Source organism: Nocardia sp. 348MFTsu5.1, from assembly GCF_000383535.1.
GTDB classification, from domain to species: Bacteria; Actinomycetota; Actinomycetes; order Mycobacteriales; family Mycobacteriaceae; genus Williamsia; species Williamsia faeni.
Window position 1 is genome coordinate 142,980 of record NZ_KB911509.1, and the last position, 23,920, is coordinate 166,899.

Genomic DNA, 23,920 nt, shown 5'->3' on the forward strand with positions numbered 1-23,920 from the left:
GATGTGAACGCAGGTAGAGCTCACCGGTACCACTGCCCCACGAAGTCCGGGGACAGCAGGTCGTCGTGGACGGCGGGGACCCGCTCAATACGAATCTCGCTTCGGCAATGTGCCTGCCAGAGTTCGCCGGTCGCGTCCTCGGACCCGAAGTGCAGATAGCCCATCACCAGGTCGATCGGTACCGACACCGCACCATGGGTCGGCGACTGCTTCATCAACCGCAGGCACCGGGCAATCGACTCCAGGAACGCAGTGCCCTGGTCCGGACTCACGTCCGCCAGTGGACCACCCGACTCCCGACCGCGGCGCACGATCTCGGTTCGAGCCCGGGCCGGCGGTAGTTCCAGCACCGCATCGACGTCGGTGCCGGGCAGCGCCGCGTAGTGGGCGAAGACCCGGATCACCTCGCGCTCACGCTCATCGGGATCCGGCGAGGTGATCACCCCGCCGGCGGTGACGGGTGGCGTGTCGAGGATGGTCAGCCCGCTGACCGTCTCACCGGCACCTTCTAACTCCCGGGCGATTCCGAAGGCGATGTGGCCACCATATGAGAATCCCACCAGCTCATAGGGTCCCTCGGCCTGGTAGCTGCGGACCACATCGGTGTAGCTCGCGACCAGATCGTCCAGGCTGGCGAAATCCTGCGTCGACCCGCCATGGGCCGGATCCTGCAGTGCGATCAGGCCATAGCCGTCCGGCAGGTGCGGTAGCAGGCTCGAATAGACGGTGCCGACTCCCGTGATGGCGTGCATGCCGAAGACATAACGCCCATTGGTCGACGGCGCCAGTTCCACCGCGATCGGATGGATCGGCCCACCCGGCTCCCCGGCATCGATCGCCGCAGCGATCCCCGCGACGGTCCGCCCGTCGAAGATGACCCGCAAGGCCACCGGCCGCTCGGTCCTGCTGCGCAGAGCACCGACAAGCCTTGTCGCCGACAATGACTGGCCACCGAGACCGAAGAAATCGTTGTTCGCTGAGATGGCCACGTCGTGCGGGATCTCCAGGACTTCGCGGAGTGCCTCGGCAACCAGGATCTCGGTGGGGGTCTCGGGTTCGCGATGATCGATGGCCGAGAACGCCACCGGTTCCGGTAGGCCGGCGGCGTCGAACTTGCCGTTGACGGTGACCGGCAATTCATCGAGTTCGGCAAATGCGCTGGGCACCATGTAGTCCGGAAGCCGCTGGGCCAAGAATCCGCGCAGCCGGGCAATGAGGCGATCGTCGTCTGTATCGGATCCGGCGCCGGCCCGGGTGACGTACGCCGCCAGGTAGGGCTCGCCGAGTGAGCCCCGTCGCCGCACGACAACGGCGGCCGAACGCACGGAGGGATGTGATTCCAGCACGAACCTGATCTCTTCGGTTTCGACCCGGAATCCGCGAATCTTCACCTGATCATCGATCCGGCCCAGGTACTGGATCGAACCGCTGTCGGTCCAGCGGACGAGATCGCCGGTGCGGTAGAGCCGTTCACCGATCCCGCCGAAGGGGTCGGCGACGAAGCGAGTGGCGGTCAGACCCGGCTGTCCGTGGTAGCCGAGCGCCACCTGCGGACCACCGAGGTACAGCTCGCCAACCACTCCCACCGCCACCGGCTGCAGGGAGTCGTCGAGCACTCGCGCCGTTGAGTTGAACGCCGGGCGCCCGATCGACAGTCCCGCACCGAAGCCCCGGCCACCGGCGACGACCTCTTCGGTCACGAGCTCGCCGGTGATACCCACCGTGGTCTCGGTGGGCCCGTACAGGTTGTACAGGTCGGCATCGAATCGGGACATGGCCTCGGCCGCGGTCGCCGCCGACAGCGCCTCACCGCCACAGAACACCCGCCGCACCGATGCGGTGGCTTCCGCCGGGAAGTTGTACTGCAGCAACGCATTGAGCATCGACGGCACGAATTCGACCGTGGTCAACCGCGCGTGCTCGATGGTGTCGAGGAGATACTCCGGATCACGATGTCCACCCGGCTGCGCCATCACGACGGTTCCACCGATCATCAACGGGACGAAGAACTCCCACACCGACGCATCGAACGAAAACGGCGTCTTCTGCAGAATCCGGTCCGTCGCATCGATTCCGGTGGTCTGCTGCTTCCAGACCAAGAAGTTGACCAGACCGCGATGATCGATCACCACGCCTTTCGGCCGGCCGGTCGAGCCCGAGGTGTAGATCGTGTAAGCGGCGTCGCCGGGCAGGATCGCCCGGCCCCGTTCGCCGTCGGTAACCGGCTCCGTCGACAGTTCTGCGAGTTCGCCGCGCAGGCCGGCATCGTCGAGCAACACCACATCGGTGGCATCGCCGAGTGCCGACACTGTCGTCGAGTCGGCGATTGTCAGTGCCACCGAGCTGTTTTCGCGAATGTACTCGATCCGGTCCAGCGGGTAGTCCGAATCGATCGGCACGTACGCGGCGCCTGCCCTCATGATCGCGGTCAGGACCGCCGGCAGTTCCAGACTGCGCGGCAGGGCCACCGCAACCCGGTCGCCGGGACGCACGCCCCGGAGCCGGAGCAGGCGGGTCAGCGCGTTGGTGTGCGCATCGAACTGCGCATAGGTCATCGACTGGTCCCCGAAGGCAACCGCCTCGGCGTCGGCGTGATGCCGTGCGGCAGCGACCAGTAGATCGTCGATCGTGCCGGGCGGCATGTCCACCTGGTCACCGGCAGACCATGCCGACACGTTGTCCGACTCCGGAGCCGAGAGCACGTCGATCTCGCGCAGCGGAACATCCGTGCGCCCGGCCACCGTGCGCAACACCGCGATCAGGCGCTCCGCGAGCGCCTCTACCGTGGACCGCTCGAAGAGGTCGCTGCTGTACTGCAACGCGCAACCGACCACCCCGGTCGCCTGATCCTCGGTGAAGTCGAAGGACAGCTCGAACTTCGCGGTCCCGTTGCCGGAAAACTGTTCCGGTGCACCGGCGCCCAGCGAAGATGTGTCCGCCAATGCTCCGGTCACATAGACGATCATCACCTGGAACAGCGGATGGATCGCCGGCGAACGGTTCGGCGCCACCGCATCGACAACCTGTTCAAATGGCACGTCACGGTGGTCGAAGGCGGCGAGATCGGTTGCCCGCACTCGGCCCACCAACTCCGTGAACGTCGGCTGCCCGGACAGATCCGTCCGCAGGACGACGGTATTGAGGAAGTAGCCGACCATGTCGTCGAGCAGCGAGTCGCTGCGCCCGGAAATCGGCGATCCGATCGCGATATCGGTGCCGGCACCCATGCGGTGCAACACCGTTGCGACCGCAGCCTGCATGACCATGAACATGCTGGCGCCGGTCTGTGCGCCGAGTTCCCGGAGAGGCCCGATGATCTCGGGGTCGATCCGCCGGAAGACGGTACCGCCGCGATTGCTCATCCGGTCCGGTCGCGGGTGGTCGTAAGGCAACGCAAGCTCTTCCGGCACCCCGACCAGCTGCGACCGCCAATAGTCCAGCGCACGAGCTCCTCTGGAGGTGGCGTCCGTCGGATCGCCGAGCAGATCACGTTGCCACAGCACGTAATCGGCGTATTGCAACGGAAGCGGGGTCCAGTCCGGCCGAGCACCGGCCAATCGGGCCCGGTAGGCCTCGGTCAGGTCACGCTGCAACGGCGCCGCCGACCATTCGTCCGTGGCGATGTGGTGCAGCAATAGCAAGACCACATCTGTTCCGCCACCGGTTTTGAGAACTGTTGCCCGGATGGGCATCTCGCGATCGAGCTCAAACGCGTACGACACCGCCGACACAACGGTCGCAACGACGTCCGCCTCACCGACCTCGATCGAGTCGACAGGAACCGTGACCGATCCGGCCGGCTTGATGAGCTGCACCGGCTCTCCGTCGACCTCAGGGTAGACGGTCCGCAGAACCTCATGCCGGGCAACAACATCGGCAAGTGCCTGCGCCAGCACCAGTTCATCGACCGGATCGGGGTGGCTCCAGAACACCGGCACGTTGTAGGTGGGATCAGCACCGCCGACGGCGTACATCGTCCACATCTGGGCCTGACCGGACGACAGCGGCACCAGCGCGGGACGCTCACGGGGCACGAGTTGCGGGCGCGGCTGCGTTGCCCCGCTGTTCTCCAGGTGATCGGCCAGCTGAGCAATCGTGGGATTTTCGAAGAGATCTCGCATCCCCACCGAGACGCCCAGTCTTTCACCGAGCGTATTGGAGACCCGGATCGCGAGCAGCGAGTGCCCACCGAGGGCAAAGAAGTCGTCTTCTGCCCCCACCGGACCCTGCGCGGGATCCCATCCGAGAACCTCGGCGAAGACCTCGCCGAGGACCGTCTCGAGCTCACCGACGGGAGCTCGTGAGGTGCGCACCGCAGTCGCCGGGATCGGCAATGCCCGCCGGTCGAGTTTTCCGCTCGGGCTCAGTGGTAGTTCGTCGAGTTCGATCAGCTGCGCGGGAACCATGTAGACCGGCAGCCGGGATGCGACGGCACCGCGTATCGTCTCGGCTCCCGGAAGATCCGCCGCTGACGGATCGACCACGTAGTAGCCCACCAGATCATCCGCGTGCACCGCGACCGCCGCAGCAGTCAAGCCACCGGATTCGAGGATCGCAGTCTCGATCTCACCGAGTTCGATACGAAGTCCGCGCAGTTTGACCTGCTGGTCGGACCGGCCCCGATAGACGAGCCCGATCCGGCCGTCACCATCACGGCGCACACACACCAGATCACCGGTGCGGTAGAGACGCTGCCCGGCGGCCAACGGGTGTGCCACAAAGCGTTCGGCCGTGCGTCGTGGGTCTGCGTGGTAGCCGCGGGCCAACTGGGTGCCACCGAGGAACAGTTCACCGATCACACCCTCGGGCACCTGCTGAAGGAACTCATCGAGGACAAACAGGTCGGTGCCCCAGACCGGACCACCCAATGAGAGTGCAGTGCCGACGGCATCGGGGTCCTCGAAAGTTCCGTCACCCACGCCGATTGCGGCCGTGACGTCCACTGCCGCCTCGGTGGGTCCGTAGAGGTTGTCGAGCCGCACGCCCGGCAGTCGCTTGCGCAGTGTCTCTGCGACATCCGCCCGCAGCGCTTCCCCACTGGCGATGATCGCCTCGAGTCCACGCTCGGCGAGGTTCGGTAGCTCCGACAGAGCCGGGGACGCCAGGAAGACCTCGAGCATCGACGGGACGAAGTGCACATACCGGATCCGCTGCTGATCGATCAGTGCAGCGAGGTACGCCGGATCGCGATGACCGTCCGGTTCGGCGATCACCAGGGTCGCACCATATGCCAACGGCCAGAAGAGTTCCCACACCGAGACATCGAAGCTGATCGGCGTCTTGTGCAGCACTCGATCACCGGCGCCGACGTCGTAGACACTCTGCATCCACACCAGTCGGTTGACTATCGCCCGGTGCGAGACGACAACACCCTTCGGCCGGCCGGTTGATCCCGAGGTGAACAGGACGTACGCGGGATGGTCCGGCAGCAACCGGCCGGTGCGCTCGGCGTCGTCGATCGGATCGCCCGGCAGTGCGGCGAGCCGAACCCGAACCTCCGCATCGTCGAGCACGATGGCCGGCAGGCTGTCTGGAATGTTTCCGACCCAGTCGGTGACGGTGATCGCGGCGACCGGCGCGGCGGCAGAGACCATGTACTGCAGCCGGTCGGCCGGATAGTCCACATCGAGGGGCAGGTAGGCAGCGCCGGCCATGACCACGGCGTGAATAGCCGTCAGCAGCTCTTCCGAGCGCGGAATCGCCACGGCAACAACCGACTCCGGGCCGACTCCGGCCGCGATGAGGTGTCTGGCCAGACGTGCGACGGCGGCGCGGAAGTCGCCGTGCGACATCGACCGGTCACCAGCTGTCAGCAGTGCGGGCTGCGACTGCGGCTTACTCGCGAGAAGCAGATCGGCCAACGTCGCAGCCATCGGCACCGGCGCCGGTGCACCGCGGAGTTCGGTGAGGACCTCGGTATCGGCGGAATCGATCACCCTCAGGTCGCCGATCCTCGCGCCCGGACGCGCGGCAACCTGTTCGAGGACACCGACAAGCCGGCGTCCGAAACCCTCTGCGGTGCAGCGGTCGAACTGCTCGGTCGAGTACTCCACGCCGATGGTCATCGACGCGTCGGTGTCGACAAATGTGAATGCGAGATCGAACTTCGCGTGCTGCGCCTGCAGATTCTCGAATTCGGTTGGCATTCCGAGGAATTCCGGATTGGCGGCGCTGATCTGCAGGTAGCTGATCATCACCTGGAAGAGCGGGTTGCGGCCGGCGACACGCGGCGGATTGAGTGCCTCGACGATCTGTTGGAAGGGCAGATCCTGATTCTCGAAAGCGGCCAGGTCGACCTCACGTGTCCGCTCCAGCAGATCGGTGAACGTCGGGTTGCCCGAGGCGTCCATGCGCAACACCTGTGTCGAGACGAAGAAGCCCACCAGGTCGGCCAGCGCCGGGTCGGCCCGGCCGGAGATCGGCGAACCGAATGCCAGGTCGGTTCCGGCGCCGAGGCGACTCAGCAGCGCGGCCACTGCGGCTTGGGTGACCATGAACATGCTGGCGTTGACCTCGCGTCCGACCGCCAGCAGTGCGTCGCGGACCTGCGGTCCGATCTCGACGGTGACCATGTCACCGGCCCCGGTCGGAAGCGTCGGCCGCCGACGGTCACGGGGTAGCTCGATCTCATCGGGCAGACCGGCCAGGGTCTGCTTCCAGTAGTCCAGTTGGCGGGCCGCCCGAGAGTCGGGATCCGACACCGAACCGAGTCGCTCGAGCTGCCAGAGGGTGTAGTCCGCGTACTGGACCGGCAGGTCCGTGAATTCGGGTGCTGCCCCGGACAACCGCGACAGGTAGGCGATGGTCAGGTCGGTCAGCAGCGGCCGGTCCGACCACTCGTCGGTGACCATGTGGTGCAGCGCGAAAGCGATCACCGAGTGCTCGCCGGTATCGCCGACGCGGACCAGGCAGGTCCGCATAACCGGGCCCCGTTCCAGGTCGAAGCGTCGGGTCAGATGCTCGGCGACACTGCTGCGGACCACGGTGTCATCGCGGCCGTGCATGTCGAGTACGTCGAGTGCCAGAGCGTCGGCCGCCACCTGGACATGCTGGGTGGGTTGTCCGGCGACGGTGCGAACCACCGTGCGCAGTGCCTCATGACGTTCCAGGACATCCAGAAGTGCTGCGCACAAAGCATTTTCGTCGACAACGCCGTCGATACGTGCAACGTGTGCGTAGTGGTACGACAGGTCGTCGCTGTCAAGCCCGTGCAGGAGCCACAAGCGTTCCTGGGCCGGAGACAGCGGAACCACGTCGGGCCGGGGCGTGCTCGCGATGGTGAGCAGAGACGAAGTTTCCGGTTCGATCTGTTTCCCACCGCCCTCCAGACGAACCGCCAGGGCAGCCGGGGTCCGAGCCTCGAACAGATCGCGGATGGCCAACTTGCGGTCATCGACCTCCACCCTGCCGACCAGCTGCATCGCGGACATCGAATGTCCGCCGAGTGCAAAGAAGTCGTCATCGATGCCGACCTCGTCGATGTCGAGGATCGACGCGAATGCCTCACACAGAGCACGTTCGGTGTCGGTGCGCGGTGCCCGTCGCACGCCGCCGATGGCCAGTTCCGGTGTGGGCAGCGCTGCGATGTCCAGCTTGCCGTTGACGGTCATCGGCAAACTGTCCACCGTCGAGAACAGCGCCGGGACCATGTAATCGGGCAACAGGCCGCCGAGGTATGCACGCAGCGCAGCCAGATCCCCATCGAATCCGCCAGCGGGAACCACGTAGGCGACAAGGCGTTTGGTGCCGGGAAGCGACGGATCCGGGGCCGCGATCACCGCGGCCCGAACGATGTCGGGATGGGCGTCGAGGACGGCCTCGATCTCGCCGACCTCCACGCGATAGCCACGGACCTTCACCTGATCGTCGGTGCGCCCCAAAAACTCCAGGTTCCCGTCGGTCCGCCACCGCATCAGGTCACCGGTGCGGTACATCCGCTGCCCGGCCTCCGCGAACGGATCGGCGATGAAACGTTCCGCGGTCAGCGAGGCCCGGTTCAGGTAGCCACGCGCGAGACCGGCTCCGGTGACATACAACTCACCGACCACACCTTCGGGTACAGGTCGGAGCCACGGATCGAGGAGGTGGCCCTCGGTGCGGCTGATCGGATGCCCGACGGTGGGTTTGTCACTCTCGTCGGTGCCCGCACCAAGGGTGTTGATCGTGTACTCGGTGGGCCCGTACAGGTTGTAACCCAGCACATCCGGGGTGTCGCGGAGTTGCTGCCAGATGTTCTCGGGTACCGCTTCACCACCGAGCAGGACCAGGGGCGGGCGATGCCCGGGATACGCCGACGAGACGTCCTCCGGACCCGCGAGGAGCCCGGCCTCGAAGAGATGGTGGGCATAGGTCGGGGTCACGTTGACAACGTCGATGAGGTGCTGCCGGCAATAGTCGACAAGCCCGGCCGCATCACGCCTGAGCTCCTCGTCGCAGACGTGGACCTCGTGGCCTTCGACAAGCCACAGCAGCTCTTCCCACGACATGTCGAAGGCAAACGACACCGTGTGGGCGATCCGAAGTCGATCAGACCGGCCGGACGCGGCAACCGCGCGGACGGTCGGATCGAAGATCGCACTCCGGTGGTTGAGCTGCATGTTGGTCAGCCCGAGATACGGGGTCAGCACACCCTTCGGGAGACCGGTCGAACCCGAGGTGAAGATGACGTATGCCGGATGCCCGAGCCGGCCAGGGGTTCCGGGGGCAAAGATTCCGAGTTCGGCGGCTGTCAATGATGATTCGGGCAGTTCAGCGATCTGCCGACGGGTCTCTGCGTCGTCGAGTACCAGCAGATTCCGACCGGTGCCGAGCCTGGGCGCGGTGCCCGCGACGGTCAGGACCGCCATCGGCTCACCCTGGTCGAGTATGGTCTCGAGTCGATCATCGGGATGGTCGAGTTCCAAAGGCAGATATGCTGCGCCACAACGGAGTACGGCGAACAGCGCGACCACCGTCTCGATACTGCGGGGCAGTGCGATGGCAACTATCGACTCCGGCCCCCCGCCCTGGGAGATCAGCAGTCGGGCCAGCCGGTTGATTCGCGCGTCGAGCTCGGAATACGTGACCCGCTCGTCGCCGAATACCAGTGCGGTGTCCGCCGGAATCAGGGCGGCGCGCTCGGCCAGCATCTCGGAGATCGTCACGTCGGGCACGTCGTAGAGCGACTCGGCCGGCGCCGCCGGGAGTGCGATCGGCAGCGCGGCGGCAGCAACGGTCTCCGGAGCCTCGACGAATGTCACCAAGGCCGTCCGAAACTCGTCGGCCAGTGTCGCGGCGAGGCCGTCGCTGATCAGGTCGGTCCGGTACTCGATCCGGAAGCGGATCTCGTCGCTCGGCGTCACCACGATGGTGACCGGGTAATGCGTGTGGTCGAGGCTGCCCTCGCCGAGCAGACCGTGGCGCTGCGACTGCTCCGCCTCTTCGGCCTCGGTTCGGAAGTTCTGCAGCACGTACAGAACATCGAACAGCGTGGAGACACCGGCGGCGCGCTGGATACCGGCCAGACCGAGATGGTCGTAGGCCATCGAATCCACTCGATCGGTCTGCACGCGCCGAGCGAGTTCGGTCAGGGTCTCCCCCGGTCGCAAGCCCACCCGGACCGGAATCGTGTTGAGGAACAGTCCGATCACCGAATCGAGTCCGGGGACCTCGGTCGGGCGGCCCGACACGGTGGATCCGAAGATCACGTCGGCGCGACCGAGATGGCGCGAGAGCACCAGCGCCAGAGCCGAATTGAGTGCCGCATTGAGGGTGACACCCGCACCGCGGGAGGCACCACGCAGGTCCGTCGAGAAGTCCTTGCCGAGTGTGCGTTCGATCCGGGCCGGCGGGGCGGTTGCCATTCCCGAGGCGCGCGGTGCGAGCAGTGACGGTTCTTCGACACCGGAGAGGATCTGTGCCCACGCATCCTGCGCGATCTGCTGATCCTGCGTTCCCAGCCAGGCCAGGTAGTCGCCGAAGGTGGCCTGCGGGGCATCCACCGAACCGAAATCCGCGGTGGCATACAGCGCCAGCAGCTGTGACACGAAGGGTCCGCCCGACCAGCCGTCCCACAACATGAACTGCCGGTTGATCACCAGACGGTCATGGCCCGAGTCGAGGTGGATGAGGGTCATCCGCCACAGCGGCGGTGCATCGAGCCGGAACGGTGTTCGGCGATCACGTACCAGTTCGGCTTCGAGCATCGCGGGTTGGTCGGCCGGCGGGTATCCGGACAGGTCGACCTCGGTGAGTGTGGGTTCGAGATCGTCGACCACGAATTGGACCGGCGCATCGAAGCCGACGACCGTGAATCCTGCCCGGATGGCGGGGTTTCGCTTCATCAGTTCGGTGGCGGCGACCCGCAGACGGTCCGCGTCGAGGCGATGATCGACATCGAGCCAGAACTGTGCCGTATAGATGTCGTTGTCGGGATCGACCTGGGCCTGATAGAACAGCCCTTCCTGCAGCGGCGAGAGCGGCCACACGTCGGAGATGTGTTCTCCGGCCAGCGATATGAGGGCGGCATCCTGCTGTGGGGTGACCCGGACCAGGTACCGCGATGTCCGCGCCGCGGCCGACGGCAACATCGCGGTCAACGTCTGCACCCAGATTGCGGAGAGCTGATCGAGCTCGAGATCAGTTGCCGCAGTTGACCTGCCCTCCACGCGCCCGGTCCAGCCGGCATCGCTGCGTCGCAGTGTCAGCCTGATCGCGGTCGCGGGCGGCATCGGTTCGTCGGTGTCGAGCCGTTCGACGCGGAGGTCCACCGGCGGCAGCGCTGCCAGCGCGGCGCCCGCCTGCGGTTGCAGGTGGCGCAGAACCTCGTAGCGCACATCCGCCGCATCGGCCCAGAACTCTCGTGCGATCTCGATGAGATGAGCCGGATCCTGCTCGGCGTCGGTTCCCAGCGGCATCCGGATCGGTGCGACCGATCGCAGCGGGCCGACGGTTCCGGACAGATCCAGACCGAACGGGGCCTTGTGGTGGGTGTCCTGACCGATCTCGAAGACGATCTCGGTCCGGTCGATACCGCGGGCGGCATCCCAGCGCGTGACCGCCACCGCGGCTGCAGCCGACAACACTGCGGTGAGTTCTTCCGGTGCCAGCTCGTCTGGTGCGGCAACAGGGAATTCGGAGATGTACCCGGCAGGTGCCGCCGGGTCGCGGGTCGGCAGTTCGTTGGTGCCAGGTGCCAGACGTCCACCGGTGGCCAGGATTCGCATCCAGTGGGGCAACTCGGCGAGCAGTTGAGGTGACCGTGATCGGGCCGAGAGTTCCTGTGCCACAGCGCCGATATACGTTACCGGCGGATCGATCCGGATCGCTCGTCCGGCCAGCGCGTCGAGGACGGCCCGGGTCAGTTCTGCCGCCAGTACGGAGAGGGACTCCTCGTCGACGAACAGCGCGGCAACCGTCAATTGCACGACGGCCCGATCAGAGTTCCAGTGCGCAGCCAGGACTCGGCCCGCACGGGCATCGATCTCATCCGGTGTTTCGGAGAGTTCGGGTTCAACCGGTTCCAGGGACCACAGTCCGGCAGCCGGCTCGGACAGCCGGGTACGCAGAATCGGGTGGGCGCCCACCAGCGCGCGCGCCGCTTCGCGGACGAGTTCGGTGGTGGATCCGGCGGGCAGGTCGACCATCCGGGTCCGCAGCGCGGCAACCGTTTCCGGCTGCGCGCGCGCCCGGTGCAGTGCCGGAAGCAACGGCAAAGCCTGTGCGGCGCCGTCCGATACGGCCGCCGAGGTCGACCCCAATGCCTGCAACCGGGCGGCCGGGTCGACGAACAGGTCGTCGAAGAACGCTTCGAGCTCGCCCGCGACCTCGACCACGTCGTCTTTGGCCTCGGCAACGCCGCGCAGTGCGATGCGGATCGGTTCCAGACCCCTCTGGATCACTGCCAGGAATTCGACGTCGCCCACAGGGCCGGATGCCAGCGGAATGAACTGTGCGGGCAATCCACCCACGGTGGCGTTCGACGAGGCGGTCAGGACGTTGATCCCGGCACCGAACATGCGATAGCCGGGGTCACGACCGCGCAGTTCCCGACCGAGGTCCTCACCTCGGAAACGGCCGTGCTTCAACATGTCCGCGATCCGGCCGGCCACTCGGGCAGCGACGTCGACCAGAGTGTCGCGACCGTCGACAGCCACCCGCAAAGGCAGAACACTCGACACCATCGCCGGAATCGATCGCAATTCGCTCACACCCCGCGCCGTCATCGGCAGCGCGAAGACGATGTCGGACAGTCCGGTCTTGCGGTAGGTGAAGGCCGCGAAGGCCGCGATCAAAACCTGAGCCAGCGGCACACCGTGCTCTTTGCCGAGTTCCTGCAAGACCCGGGTACGTTCGGTGTCGAGGACCACCGCGCCGTGTTCGGTGCCCTGGGCGGGTGGGACAAAACGATTCAGGAGTCGCGGTGCCGGCGGCAGGTCGGCCATCTGCCCGACCCAGTATTCGCGGTCGCGGTCGAACTGCACCGATTGCCGGTAGTCCTCATCGGCCCGGAGGTAGCCCTCGACCGACCAGCGAGCACCCGGGTCGAAGTCGGCCGGCGCCGGGAAGGCGCGGCGCACCGACAGACCGAGCTGCATGAGACCGACGCCATCGCAGACGATGTGGTGGGCGTACATGAACCAGAACGTCTCGTCATCAGCCACCCGCAGGACCGCGGTTCCGAACAGATGGTCGCCGGCGACGTTCCGGGGACGATCGAGTTCGGTCCGCATCCACGCCATCGCGGCGCCGCGCGGATCCACCTCGGTGCGAAAGTCGATCACCTGGGGGTCAGTCGATGCCGGCGGTGTGACCACTTGCAGGAGTTCACCATCGGGCGCCATCGTGAATCGGACGTGCAACGTCGGCGCCTTGGCGATCACACTGCCGATGGCGGTGACGAGTCGATCGATGTCCAGTCGGCCGGACGTGACCGCCCCGTAGAGTCCGGTGTTGTACAGCGTCGCGTCGGGCGAGGTTTGCGAACCGAGGAAGATGTCACGCTGCGCGGCCGTGGCCGGAAAGACGACACCCGACTCGGTCGAAGGGTCATCTACCTCGTCGTACGACTCTTTGACGTCGGTCACCGTGCTGCCTCCACCACATTCAGGGCGGAACCCGCCAATTGCTCACTGACCGACAGCCATTCCTCGGCCAGGCTCATCACGGCCTCCTCGGAGAGGAGACCCGGGAGGTACGCGAACCGGCCACGCAGGACCGGGCCATCGGGCCCATCGAGGCAGACGAGTTCGATCTCCAGCGCGTACGGGACACCCAGATCCGGATCCGGTGGGGTGTTCAGCGATGCCGACTCCTGCGACGGCAGCCAGTCGCCACCCTTGCCGACCGGTATCCGGCCGAGGTAGTTGAAAAGTACTTGGGCGCCGCCTGTTTGAGAAAGAATCGCACTGGTCTGAGGATCGAGGTAGCGGAGCATTCCATATCCGAGGCCGGACCCGGGCACCTCGGCCAGGGCGGCCGCTGTCTGCGCAACGGCATCGTCGACAGAGGTGAAGGCGGGCAACCGAACCGGCGCCATCGCGGTGAACCAGCCGAGCGTCCGGGTCAGCTCCACGGCCGGCCCCGAATCGGGATCCTCGCGGCCATGCCGCTCGACATCGACGACCACGTCCCTCGAAGCATCGCCGAGGACCGATCGGACCGATCCGAGCAAGACCGCGGTCACCTCGAACCCTGACTTCGCCGGTACCGAGGTGAGAAGCGCACCGCTCGTCGCGGTGTCGAGCTCCACCTGCACCAGGCGCTGCTCTCCCACCGTTCCGGCCACCGGGCCCGCAACCAGCTCTCCACCCGGCGCCAGCACGCTCTGCCAATGGGACAGTTCACGTTGCCGCGCCGGATCGAGCGCCGCGGCCGACACCCGATCGGCGAACTGGGTCAGTGTGGTCCGCGGCGGGAGCAGATCGATCGGCCGACCGGACTGCAGATCGCTCCAGGCCTGTTCCAGATCTTCGAGGATGATCCGCCGCGACACCCCGTCGACGGCAAGGTGATGGATCACCAGAATCAGTCGGCCCGGGGCGTTTCCGCGGTCGAGATAGACCGCTGCCAGCATCCGTCCGGACTCGGGATCAAGGCGATCGCGGGCAGCTGCCGATGCACGCGCCACCTCGGCGGCGAGGTCGGTGTCGCCGGGCACCGTGACAACCTCGAGAACGTCTGTCCCGGACACCACATCCCGTGGCCTGATCTCGAGCGACCAGAGGATGCCGGCGATATCGGTGAGCTGCAGTCGCAGACCGTCGTGGTGATCGACCAGAGCCGACACAATCGTCGCGATGGCTTCGGCGTCAACCGTTCCAGGGACCTGCACCACCATGGATTGATTGATATGGGTGCTCGTCCCACCGAGCTCTCGAAGACGAGACATGATGGGCAGCAGAGCAACCGGACCCACGGATGCATCAGCTTCCGCCTGGTCCTCATCCTCTCTCGTCGCCACCGCCGCGAGCGCTGCCACGGTCCGGTGGGTGAAGATGTCCCGCGTCGCCAAGGTCAGGCCACGGCGCTGCGCCCGGTTGACCAGCTGGATCGACACGATGCTGTCACCGCCGAACGCGAAGAAGTCGTCGTCGACCGAAACCTGTTCGAGGCCCAGCGCCTCGGCGAACACCTCGCACAGGATCCGCTCGTTGTCCGTCTCCGGTTCTCTCGCACCCACACTGGTGCCGAAGTCCGGCTCGGGTAGTGCCGTGCGATCGAGTTTGCCGTGCGGTGTCATCGGGAACTCACGCAGAAACACCAGCGACGACGGCACCATGTAGTCGGGAAGCCGAACGCTCAGTGCGGTGAGTATGTTTTCGCGGAGAACGTGGTCCGCAGCGACCACATAACCGACCAGAATGGTTGCACCCGACGGTCCCTCACGGTCGAGCACAACAGCATCGCGAACGCCCTCGATGTCGCGGATCGCGGCGCCGATCTCGCCGAGTTCGATACGGAATCCACGGATCTTGACCTGCTGGTCGGCGCGACCGACATAGTCGAGATCTCCTCGACGAGTCCACCGGACCACATCACCGGTGCGGTACATCCGCTCACCGGCGTCGCCCCAGGGATCGGCGACAAAACGTGCGCTGCTCAGACCGGCTCGCCGGAGATATCCGGCGGTGACCTGTGGGCCCGTGAGGTACAGCTCACCACTGACACCGAGACCCACAGGGCGGAGCAGGTGGTCCAGTACCCGCGCCCGGAATCCGGCCAGCGGCGCGCCGATCGGACTCGACGGCACCCGGGTGTCCTTCTCCTCGATGTGGAGCCAACTCGCGTGCACCGTCGTCTCGGTGATGCCGTACATGTTGATCAGGGCCGGACCTGCCGGTCGATCACCGATGGGCGAGCTGTGCCGCGCGAACCATCCGGCCAGCGCTGGGAGTTCGAGGGCCTCGCCACCAAAGATGATGTACCGCAATGATTCGGCCATGCCTGGCGTTTCGGCGTCGGCCGCGTCGAACTGCCGGAAAGCAGTCGGGGTCTGATTCAGGACGGTGACACCGGCCTGCTTGATCGTCTCGAGTAGTGTAGCGGGCGATCGGACCTCGTCGCGGCCGAGAACCTGGATCCGGCCCCCGTAGGCGAGGGCTCCCCACAGCTCCCACACCGAGAAGTCGAACGCGTACGAGTGGAAGAGTGTCCACACATCGTCCGCGCCGAACTCGAACCGGTTGGCAGTAGCGTCCAGGAGGGCACACACGTTGCCGTGGGAGACGACAACACCCTTGGGTCTGCCCGTACTCCCCGATGTGTAGATCACGTAGGCCGGATCATGTTCGGTCAGCGCCACCGGCAACTCCGGAGCAGCCGGATCGACTGTCTGACAGGCTGTCTCGAGGGTCACCACGGTTGCAGTTGCCGGCAGGCCGGCGGGCGGTACAACACCGCCGGCGACCACGAGCACGGCCGGGGTGCAATCGGAGACGATCATCCGGATGCGATCGGCCGGGTACTCCGGATCGATCGGGACATAGGCCGCACCGGTACGCAGGGTGGCGAGCACCGCGACCACCAGATCGGTTGTCCGCGGGACCATCAGCGCGACGAAGGAGCCGCGGCCGGTTCCCGCTGCGATCAGAGCTGCTGCCAGCGATCGCGACCGCTGGTCGAGTTCGGTGTACGTCAACGACGCGGTCGTGTCCTGAACCGCGATCGATGTCGGATGGGTGCGTACCGATTCGGCGAACACCTCCGTCAGTGATGTTGCCACCTGCGCCGCGGGCAGCGCACCGGACAACACCACCTGTTCTTCGTCGGCAGTGATCAGCCGCAACGACGACAAGCGGGTGGTCAGATCAGCGGACATGGCCTGCAGGACGCCGCGGACCCGTTCCACCATCGCCGACACGGTCGCCCGTTCGTAGAGATCCGTGGCGTACTCGAACGTCCCGGTCAGACCGAGATCCTCGGCGGATTCCCGGAACTCACAGGTGAGGTCGAACTTTGCGGTCCGGGATCCGGCGACGACAGGTTCACTCACCGCACCGCGGAAGTTCGGCGCGACAATCGCATTCCGGTACTGGACCAGGGTCTGGAACAGTGGTTGACGAGCCAGCGAGCGTTCCGGATCCAGCGCTTCGACGATCCGCTCGAACGGAATATCCTGGTGCACATAGGCTTCGAGATCGGTGGTCCGCACCGCCGCGAGCACCTCACCCAGCGTCGGGTCCCCACCGAGGTCGGTGCGCAACACCAGGGTGTTGACGAAGAATCCGACCAGTTCGTCGAGTGCTGTGTCGGTGCGGCCGGCCACCGGTGTCCCCACAACGATGTCCGTGCCGGCACCCGAGGCCGACAGCGCGATCACCGTCGCCGCGTGCACAACCATGAACATCGACGATCCGGTGGCGTACGCCACCTGCCGCAGCGATGCGAGTTCTGCTGCGCTCACACTGAACTCGACGGTCGCTCCGCGGTAGGACGCGTGCGCCGGACGCGGATGGTCGTAGGGCAACGGCAATTCGAGGGGTATGCCCGCGAGCTGACCCCGCCAGTAGTCGAGTTGGCGTCGGGTGAGGTCGGTCGGCTGATCCGGCTCGCCGAGGACACGTCTTTCCCAGAGCGCGTAGTCGGCGTACTGCACCGGCAGGATCGGCAACGATTCGCCCTGATAGGCCCGGGCCAGGTCGCTCATCAATGCCCCCGCCGACCACTCGTCGGCGGCGATGTGATGGACCAGCACCACGAGAACGCTGCGCCGCGGGCCGATCTCGATCAGCTCGCCGCGGATCGGGAGTTCGGTCGTGAGGTCGAAGGTCTGCTCACCGAGCGACTGCAGGGTGGTGGCCAGAGTGGCGTCGCTGCCGGAACTCTCGTTCCACCCGACCTCGGTTCCGATCGGCAGGATCACCTGCAGGGAATGACCGGTGTCCGGGTCTTCCGGGAAGATGGTCCGCAGGGCCTCGTGGCGATCCACCACGGCGGACAGCGCGCGCCGCAGCGCCGCGCGGTCGAGATGCCCGTCCAACCGCAGTGCGAACCGAAGGGTGTAGGCCGACCGGGACTCTTCGATCCGGTGCAGGAACCGAAGGCGTTGCTGCGCAAACGACAGCGGCAATCGCACCGGCCGATCCTGCGCCACAAGCGGTTCGGTGGCCGTACCGGAGTCGGTCTCGATGATTGCGGCGAGCTCGGCAGGTGTCGGGTGTTCGAAGATGTCGGCGACGGTCGGAGATGATCCGAGGACCGCACGCACGCGGGTGACCAAACGGGTGGCCGACAACGAGTGCCCACCGTGATCGAAGAAGTTGTCGTCCGGCCCGATCAGCGAGACTCCCAGGGCCTCGGCGAAGAGTGTGCACAGCTGCGCCTCGGCGGGTGTGCGAGGTTCGCCGCGCCCGCTGCCCGCGCTCGACACCACGGGTTCCGGAAGATTCGCACGATCGAGCTTGCCGTTCGGCAGGACCGGAAGGTTCTCGACCAGTGACCACGCGGTGGGGATCAGGTGACGCGGCAGTCGCCGGGACATCGCCTGGCGCAGTGTCTCCCCCGTAACGCCACCATGTTCGGGCACAACGTATCCGACCAGCAGGTTGTCGCCGTGTGCGTCGGTACGTACCGCCACCGCGCCCGAGGTGACCTCCGGGAGTGCCGCCAGGGCCGTCTCGACCTCGGCCAATTCGACGCGGTGTCCACGGATGGTCACCTGGCTGTCGCTTCGGCCCAGCAATTCCAGCCGGCCTTCGTCATCGACACGGCCCAGATCACCAGTGCGATAAAGCCTGGTGCCGTGCCCATTCGGGTCAGCGACAAATGCGAGCGCGGTGGCGCCGGGCTTGCCCCGGTATCCACGCGCCAACTGCGCACCGCGCACGTACACATCGCCGACCGCACCGGGTGCGGCCGGCTGCAGGAACAGGTCGAGCACACAGATCCCGGTGCCGGGCACGGCGGAACCGACGAGCACCCGATCGCCGGGCGCCACCATGGTGGTGGTCACGTCTCCGGCGACCTCGGACGAACCGTAGGAGTTGATCAGCTCCGCCCCGGGGGTGGCGCGGCTGATCCGATTCACCGCGTCGGCGGTCAGCGGTTCGCCGCTCAGGATCCACCGGCGTACCGACGGCACCGCCGTGGTGTCTGCCAGCGTGGTGGCCAGACCGGGGATCGCGGTGAGCTGGCTGATCGCATGATCGTCGATCAGCCGGCCCAGCTCATGCGGATCTGCGGCCGTGCCGGAATCGGCGATGACAACCTTCGCACCGGCGGCCAGTGCACCCAGCAGCTCGGTGGATCCGTCGATGAAACTGAACGAGCTCTTGGCAAGTCGGACGTCGGCGGTCGGCAACGACCAGGCCCACGCGGCCCAGGCGATTCGGTTGGCGAGCGCGCCCGCGGTCCCCAGCACCGCCTTGGGTGTGCCGGTGGATCCCGATGTGTAGATGACATAGGCGATCGATGCCGGGATGAACACCTCGGCGGCCATATTCGCGCGCCCGATTCCGGCCTCGATGGTGGCCGGATCGACAGCCGGGCAGTCGGCGAGAGCCGCCACCCCCGGATCGTCGGTGACCACCAGCGCCGGTGCGGCATCGGTGACCATGTAGGAGATTCGCTCGTGCGGGTACGCCAGGTCGATGGGCAGATATGCAGCTCCCACGTCGAGTGTTGCCAGCATCGACACCACGGCGTCGCTCCCTCGCGGCAGCGCGATCGCGACAACACTCTCGCAACCGATCCCCCGTGCAGCGAACTCGTGTGCGACATCATCAACGCGGGCAAGCAGTTCCGCGTAGGTCAGCGAGGCGGTACCGGCGACGAGTGCGATTTCGTCTCCGATCGTCGCCGCCCGCTTTCGGATCTGCGCCGGCACCGACACGATCGGACCGGGATCGGTGATCACCGACAGCGCTTTCGCCGGTGCCTGCTCGGTCGATGGGGTGAGGTCGATCGAGGCGAGTGCACGCTCCGGGCCGGCAGCGAAACTGTCCAGTCCCGTACGCAGCCGGTCGACCAACGACCGGACCACCGGTTCGGCGACCCGACCCGGCTGGAACTTCACCAGGATCCGGATCCCCGACGGGGACGGAACCACGGTGAGGGACAGCGGGAATTCGGTGGCATCCGCGATGACCGGATCGCCCATCTCGACGCCCGCACTGCGCTGCGCCTCGTGGATGTCTGCGGAGTCGATCAAGAAGTTCTCGACCACCAGCATGGTGTCGAAGAGCTCTCCCACCCCGACCGCACCTTGCACGGCCCCCAACCCGACGTGCATCGCCGGCATCAGCTGAATCTGCTTTTGCTGCAGCGTGATCGCGTTGTCGAGCAGACTTGCCGACGGGGACAACCGCACCCGCACGGGGACGGTGTCGACAAAGGTGCCGATGGCCGAGTCGATGCCGTCGATCTCCGGCGGGCGGCCAGATACGGTGGCCCCGAACACCACATCCGTGCGTCCGAGGTGCTTGCCGAGCACCGTTGCCCACACGAGCGACAGTGCGGTGTTGAGCGTCAGACCTGCGGCGCCGAGGGTGTGGCGCAGCCGGGCGGCGACCTCGGGTGCAACCGAGACCTCGAACTCGACCGGAAGGTCCAACCTTCCGCGCTGTGATCCGCTGTCGGCGAGCAGGGTTCCACCGGCGAGACCGGCGAACTCCGGTGTCCAGAACTGTTCTAGGCGTTGCCCACCCGACTTCTGGTCGGCGGCGAGCCAGGTGAGAAAGTCCCAGTACGCGCGCGTGGCGTCGACCCGATCGGTGAGATCGCCGCCATAGGCCCGCAGCAAATCGGTGAGCAGCAGATACAACGACCATCCGTCTGCGATCAGATGATGCACGGTCAGCACCAGGACCGACTGCTCCGGGGCGGCACGCACCAGCGTTGCGCGGACCAGTGGTGGCGCGGTGAGGTCGAAGCGGTGGACGCGTTCCGCGGCGATCACGTCCGCAAGATGTGCCACCTGGTCGGACTCCGGCAGTGCGGTGTCGTCGAGTTCCTGCCAACTGAATTCGTTCGACGACCGGACCAGCCCGACCGGCTCGCCTGTCTTGCGGCGGGCGAACCCGGTACGCAGACTCGGGTGCGCGTCTATGACGGCGACCATCGCCGACCGCAGCCGCTGCGCATCGATCACGCCGCGCAGGGGTACCGAGAGGACGATCGAGTACACGTCGGTACCAACAGCATTGGTGGATTGGTAAACCAGTGATTCCTGCAACGGGGTCAGCGGAACGACATTTTCGAGCGTGGACGATCCAGCGGGCCGCGACGTCACAGTAGGTTACCTTCGCCTTCGAACTCATCGAGCTCTTCTTGTGAGAGCCCGGTCAACACGGCGGTTTCGGGCAGCACCCGTTCCCGCGTATGCACCGCCGGCGGTAGGTCGGCAGGTTCTGAAGCAGCCGCCGGCGCAGCACAATCAGCGAGTACCGCAACGGTTCTCGAGTCGAACACGTGCGCGGCCGTCACGGTCAATCCTTCACGTGCCGCGGCCCCGACCACCCGTACCGCGGCGATGCTGTCACCGCCGAGGCCGAAGAAGTCGTCTTCGACACCCACCTGAGCCAGGCCGAGCACCTGTGCGAACACGGCACACAGCGTGGCCTCGACCTCGTTTGCGGGTTCCCTCGATGAGGTGACCATCGTCGAGAAATCCGGCGCGGGCAACGCTTTTCGGTCAAGTTTCCCGTTGGGCGTCTGCGGAAACGCGTCCACCGCGAGGACCGCTGCCGGAATCATGTACTCGGGCAGTGTCAGGCGCAGGTCCTCACGGATCCGCGCCTTGTCCACCTGTGCGCCGGCACTTCGCCGGATGTAGGCGACCAGCCGGTCACCGGTGGCAGTCGGAACCACCCGCGCCACACATCGATCCACGCCCGCGACCTTGGCCACCGCGGTTTCGATGTCACCCAACTCGACCCGGAAGCCGCGAACCTTGACCTGATCGTCGGTGCGTCCCAGGCAATCGAGCCGGCCATCCGTCCGCCACCGGGCGAGATCACCGGTGCGGTACATCCGGCGGCCCTGCTGATGCGGGTCGGCGACAAATCGGGATGCGGTCAGATCGGCCTGGCCGAAGTATCCGGTGGCAACACCGTCACCGGCCAGGTAGAGCTCGCCGATCGCGCCCACCGGAACCGGATGCAAGCCGCGATCGAGTACGTATGCGCCGGTGTTGGCGATCGGCCTGCCGACGGTGATGTCGGCGCCCGAGGTCACCTTCGCCAACGTCGACCACACGGTCGTCTCCGTGGGGCCGTACATGTTCCAGACGCTGCGCGCTGCAGCTCCGAGCGCTTCGGCGACGGATTCGGGTAGCGGTTCGCCGCCGACGAGGACAACGACGCCACGCAGATCGAGCGCCGGTCCGACGGTGAGCAGACCTGCCCACAGCGCCGGCGTCGCCTGCATTACGTTGACACCGGCGGAATCGATCCAGCGTGCCAATGCGTGCGGATCCTGGATCTCGCTGTTGCCGGCCAGAACGACCGATCCCCCGGAGATCAGGGGCGAGAACAGCTCGAGCACAGCGATGTCGAAGGAGATCGTCGTGACCGCCAGCATGACGGTCTGCGGACCGAAATCGAAACGAGTACTCATGTCGCGGACCAGATTTGCCATCGCCCGGTCGCTGATGGCGACACCCTTGGGCAACCCGGTCGAACCCGATGTGTAGATCACGTAGGCAGTGGAATCCGGCGTCCGGCTGACGACGCCGGATCGCCGTGGCGACCCGATCGCGTCCGGTGCGTCGAGGACCATCGTGCGCTCGAGCTGATGCCCGGACAGGACCGCAGCGCAGTCGGTCGTGGTGAGGATGCTGCGCGGATCACTGTGCCCGAGCATGTATTCGAGCCGGTCGGCCGGGAATCGCGGATCGAGCGGGACATAGGCCGCGCCCGCGGCCAGCGTCGCCAGCAGGGCGACAACCAGTGCCGGGGTGCGCGGCAGCAGAAGGGCCACCCTGTCACCGGCGCCGACTCCGCGTCGTCGCAGGCGATCTGCCAGCCGATCGGCCTCGTCGATCAGTTCGCCGTATCGCATCACGCGTTCGTCCGAGGTGATCGCGACGGCATCCGGCGTTCGCGCCGCCGCATCCCGAATCAACTGCAACACACCGGTATTCGAATCGAGGTCGACGCGTGGTCCCTCGACCTGGAGGTCCGCGGCCTCGGCTGCCGTGACGACCGGGATCTGGCCGAGACGGGTATCTGATCCGATCGCCGTGAATCGGTTGATGAACTCGACGAGACGCGCGCCGATCGCGGCGAGTTCGACGCCGGTGTACCGCTGCGCGTCGGCGTCGATGCACAGCTCCACCGCACCGGTGGCTTCGATGCGCTGCGCGGTGACGCTCAGGTCGGTCACCGGCCCCCGGGCCAGGGATTCGACCGATGCATCCAGGCCGGCAAATCGCACCCGGTCGCCGAACGGCTTGATGTTGATCGACGGCCCGACGATCGGCGACGATCCGGCGGACCGCACGGTCCGTGCAATGTCTTCTCCGCGATATCTGGAGTGTGCAGCGATGCGCGTACGCGTCTGCTGAAAGGACTCGATGACGTCGCGCGCACTGCAGGTGAGTGCAGTCCGGATACGCAGTGGGACAACGTTCACCGACGTCGTGGGAACGCGGGTGGCAGGTGAACCCATGCGGGCCATCATCGGGAACCCGAGGACCAGTTCATCGCGATCGGTCACGCGGGCAACAAATCCGGCGACACCGGCCGCCAGCGCCTCGATCCAGGTGCTGCCCGCGACCGCCGGGTTGCTCATCGCAGCGACGGTCTGCGGCGCCAGCATGATCCGCTCGGTACGCACCGATGCGGCGATGGCCGCCGGCCCGGCGTCCGGATGTGCCGGCGAGGCCGCCGCTGCGGATCCGTCGATCTCGTTCGCCCAGAACTCGCGATCGGTGCCGAATTGCTCGCTTGATCGGTATCGCAGGTCGTCGTCGACCACTTCATCAAGAGACATCGCGGCGGGCTCGGCGCCCTCGTAGACCGCGGAGACCTTGCGCATCAGCAGCGCGATGCCGAAGGCGTCGAGCGCTACGTGATGTGCGGCCAGGTGCAGCAGATGGGTCTGCGAATCCAGCATGAGCACGGTCGCCCGTACGCACGGCTGCGATGCCGGGTCGATGGCAACGGACTGTCGTTTCCGGGCCCAATCCTGCGCCGCCGTTTCCGGCGACCGGTGAGCACTGAGATCCACAACCTGCGCGGCCGGCGCCTCATGGCCCAGGACCATCGACCCACCACCGGCATCGATCGTGAATCTGGCCGTGGCCACGTCGAGGACGGCGAGGGTGGAATCAATGGCACGAACCAGCAGGTCGACCTCCAGCGGGCCGCTCATCCGCAGGAACTGACCAACAACAAAAGTCGGATTCCCCGGCGCGAGTGCCTGCGCCAGAAGGACGTTCTCCGCAGCACTGGACGTGCGCAGAACCTGCTGCCGGAACTGCACGATGCTCTTCACTTTCCCG

The 23,920-nt window shown here is 66.4% G+C and carries 3 protein-coding genes; all 3 read right to left on the minus strand.

The genetic code is table 11. From position 1 onward, the window contains the following. Positions 1-20: 20 nt before the first annotated feature. From H290_RS27405 to H290_RS0100685, 3 genes are read right to left on the minus strand one after another with little or no spacing between them, the layout of a single operon-like run. On the minus strand, positions 21-13,064 hold the full coding sequence (locus H290_RS27405; protein ID WP_020104823.1) for a non-ribosomal peptide synthetase: 13,044 nt from the start codon (positions 13,062-13,064) through the stop codon (positions 21-23). Further along, positions 13,061-20,707, minus strand: coding sequence for a non-ribosomal peptide synthetase (locus H290_RS0100680; RefSeq protein ID WP_020104824.1), 7,647 nt, complete (start codon positions 20,705-20,707; stop codon positions 13,061-13,063). The genes H290_RS27405 and H290_RS0100680 overlap by 4 nt, the downstream gene beginning before the upstream one ends. Then, positions 20,704-23,913 carry a non-ribosomal peptide synthetase gene (locus H290_RS0100685; protein ID WP_020104825.1) on the minus strand — a complete coding sequence of 1,070 codons (3,210 nt, stop codon included), beginning with the start codon at positions 23,911-23,913 and terminating at the stop codon, positions 20,704-20,706. The genes H290_RS0100680 and H290_RS0100685 overlap by 4 nt, the downstream gene beginning before the upstream one ends. Positions 23,914-23,920: the final 7 nt, after the last annotated feature.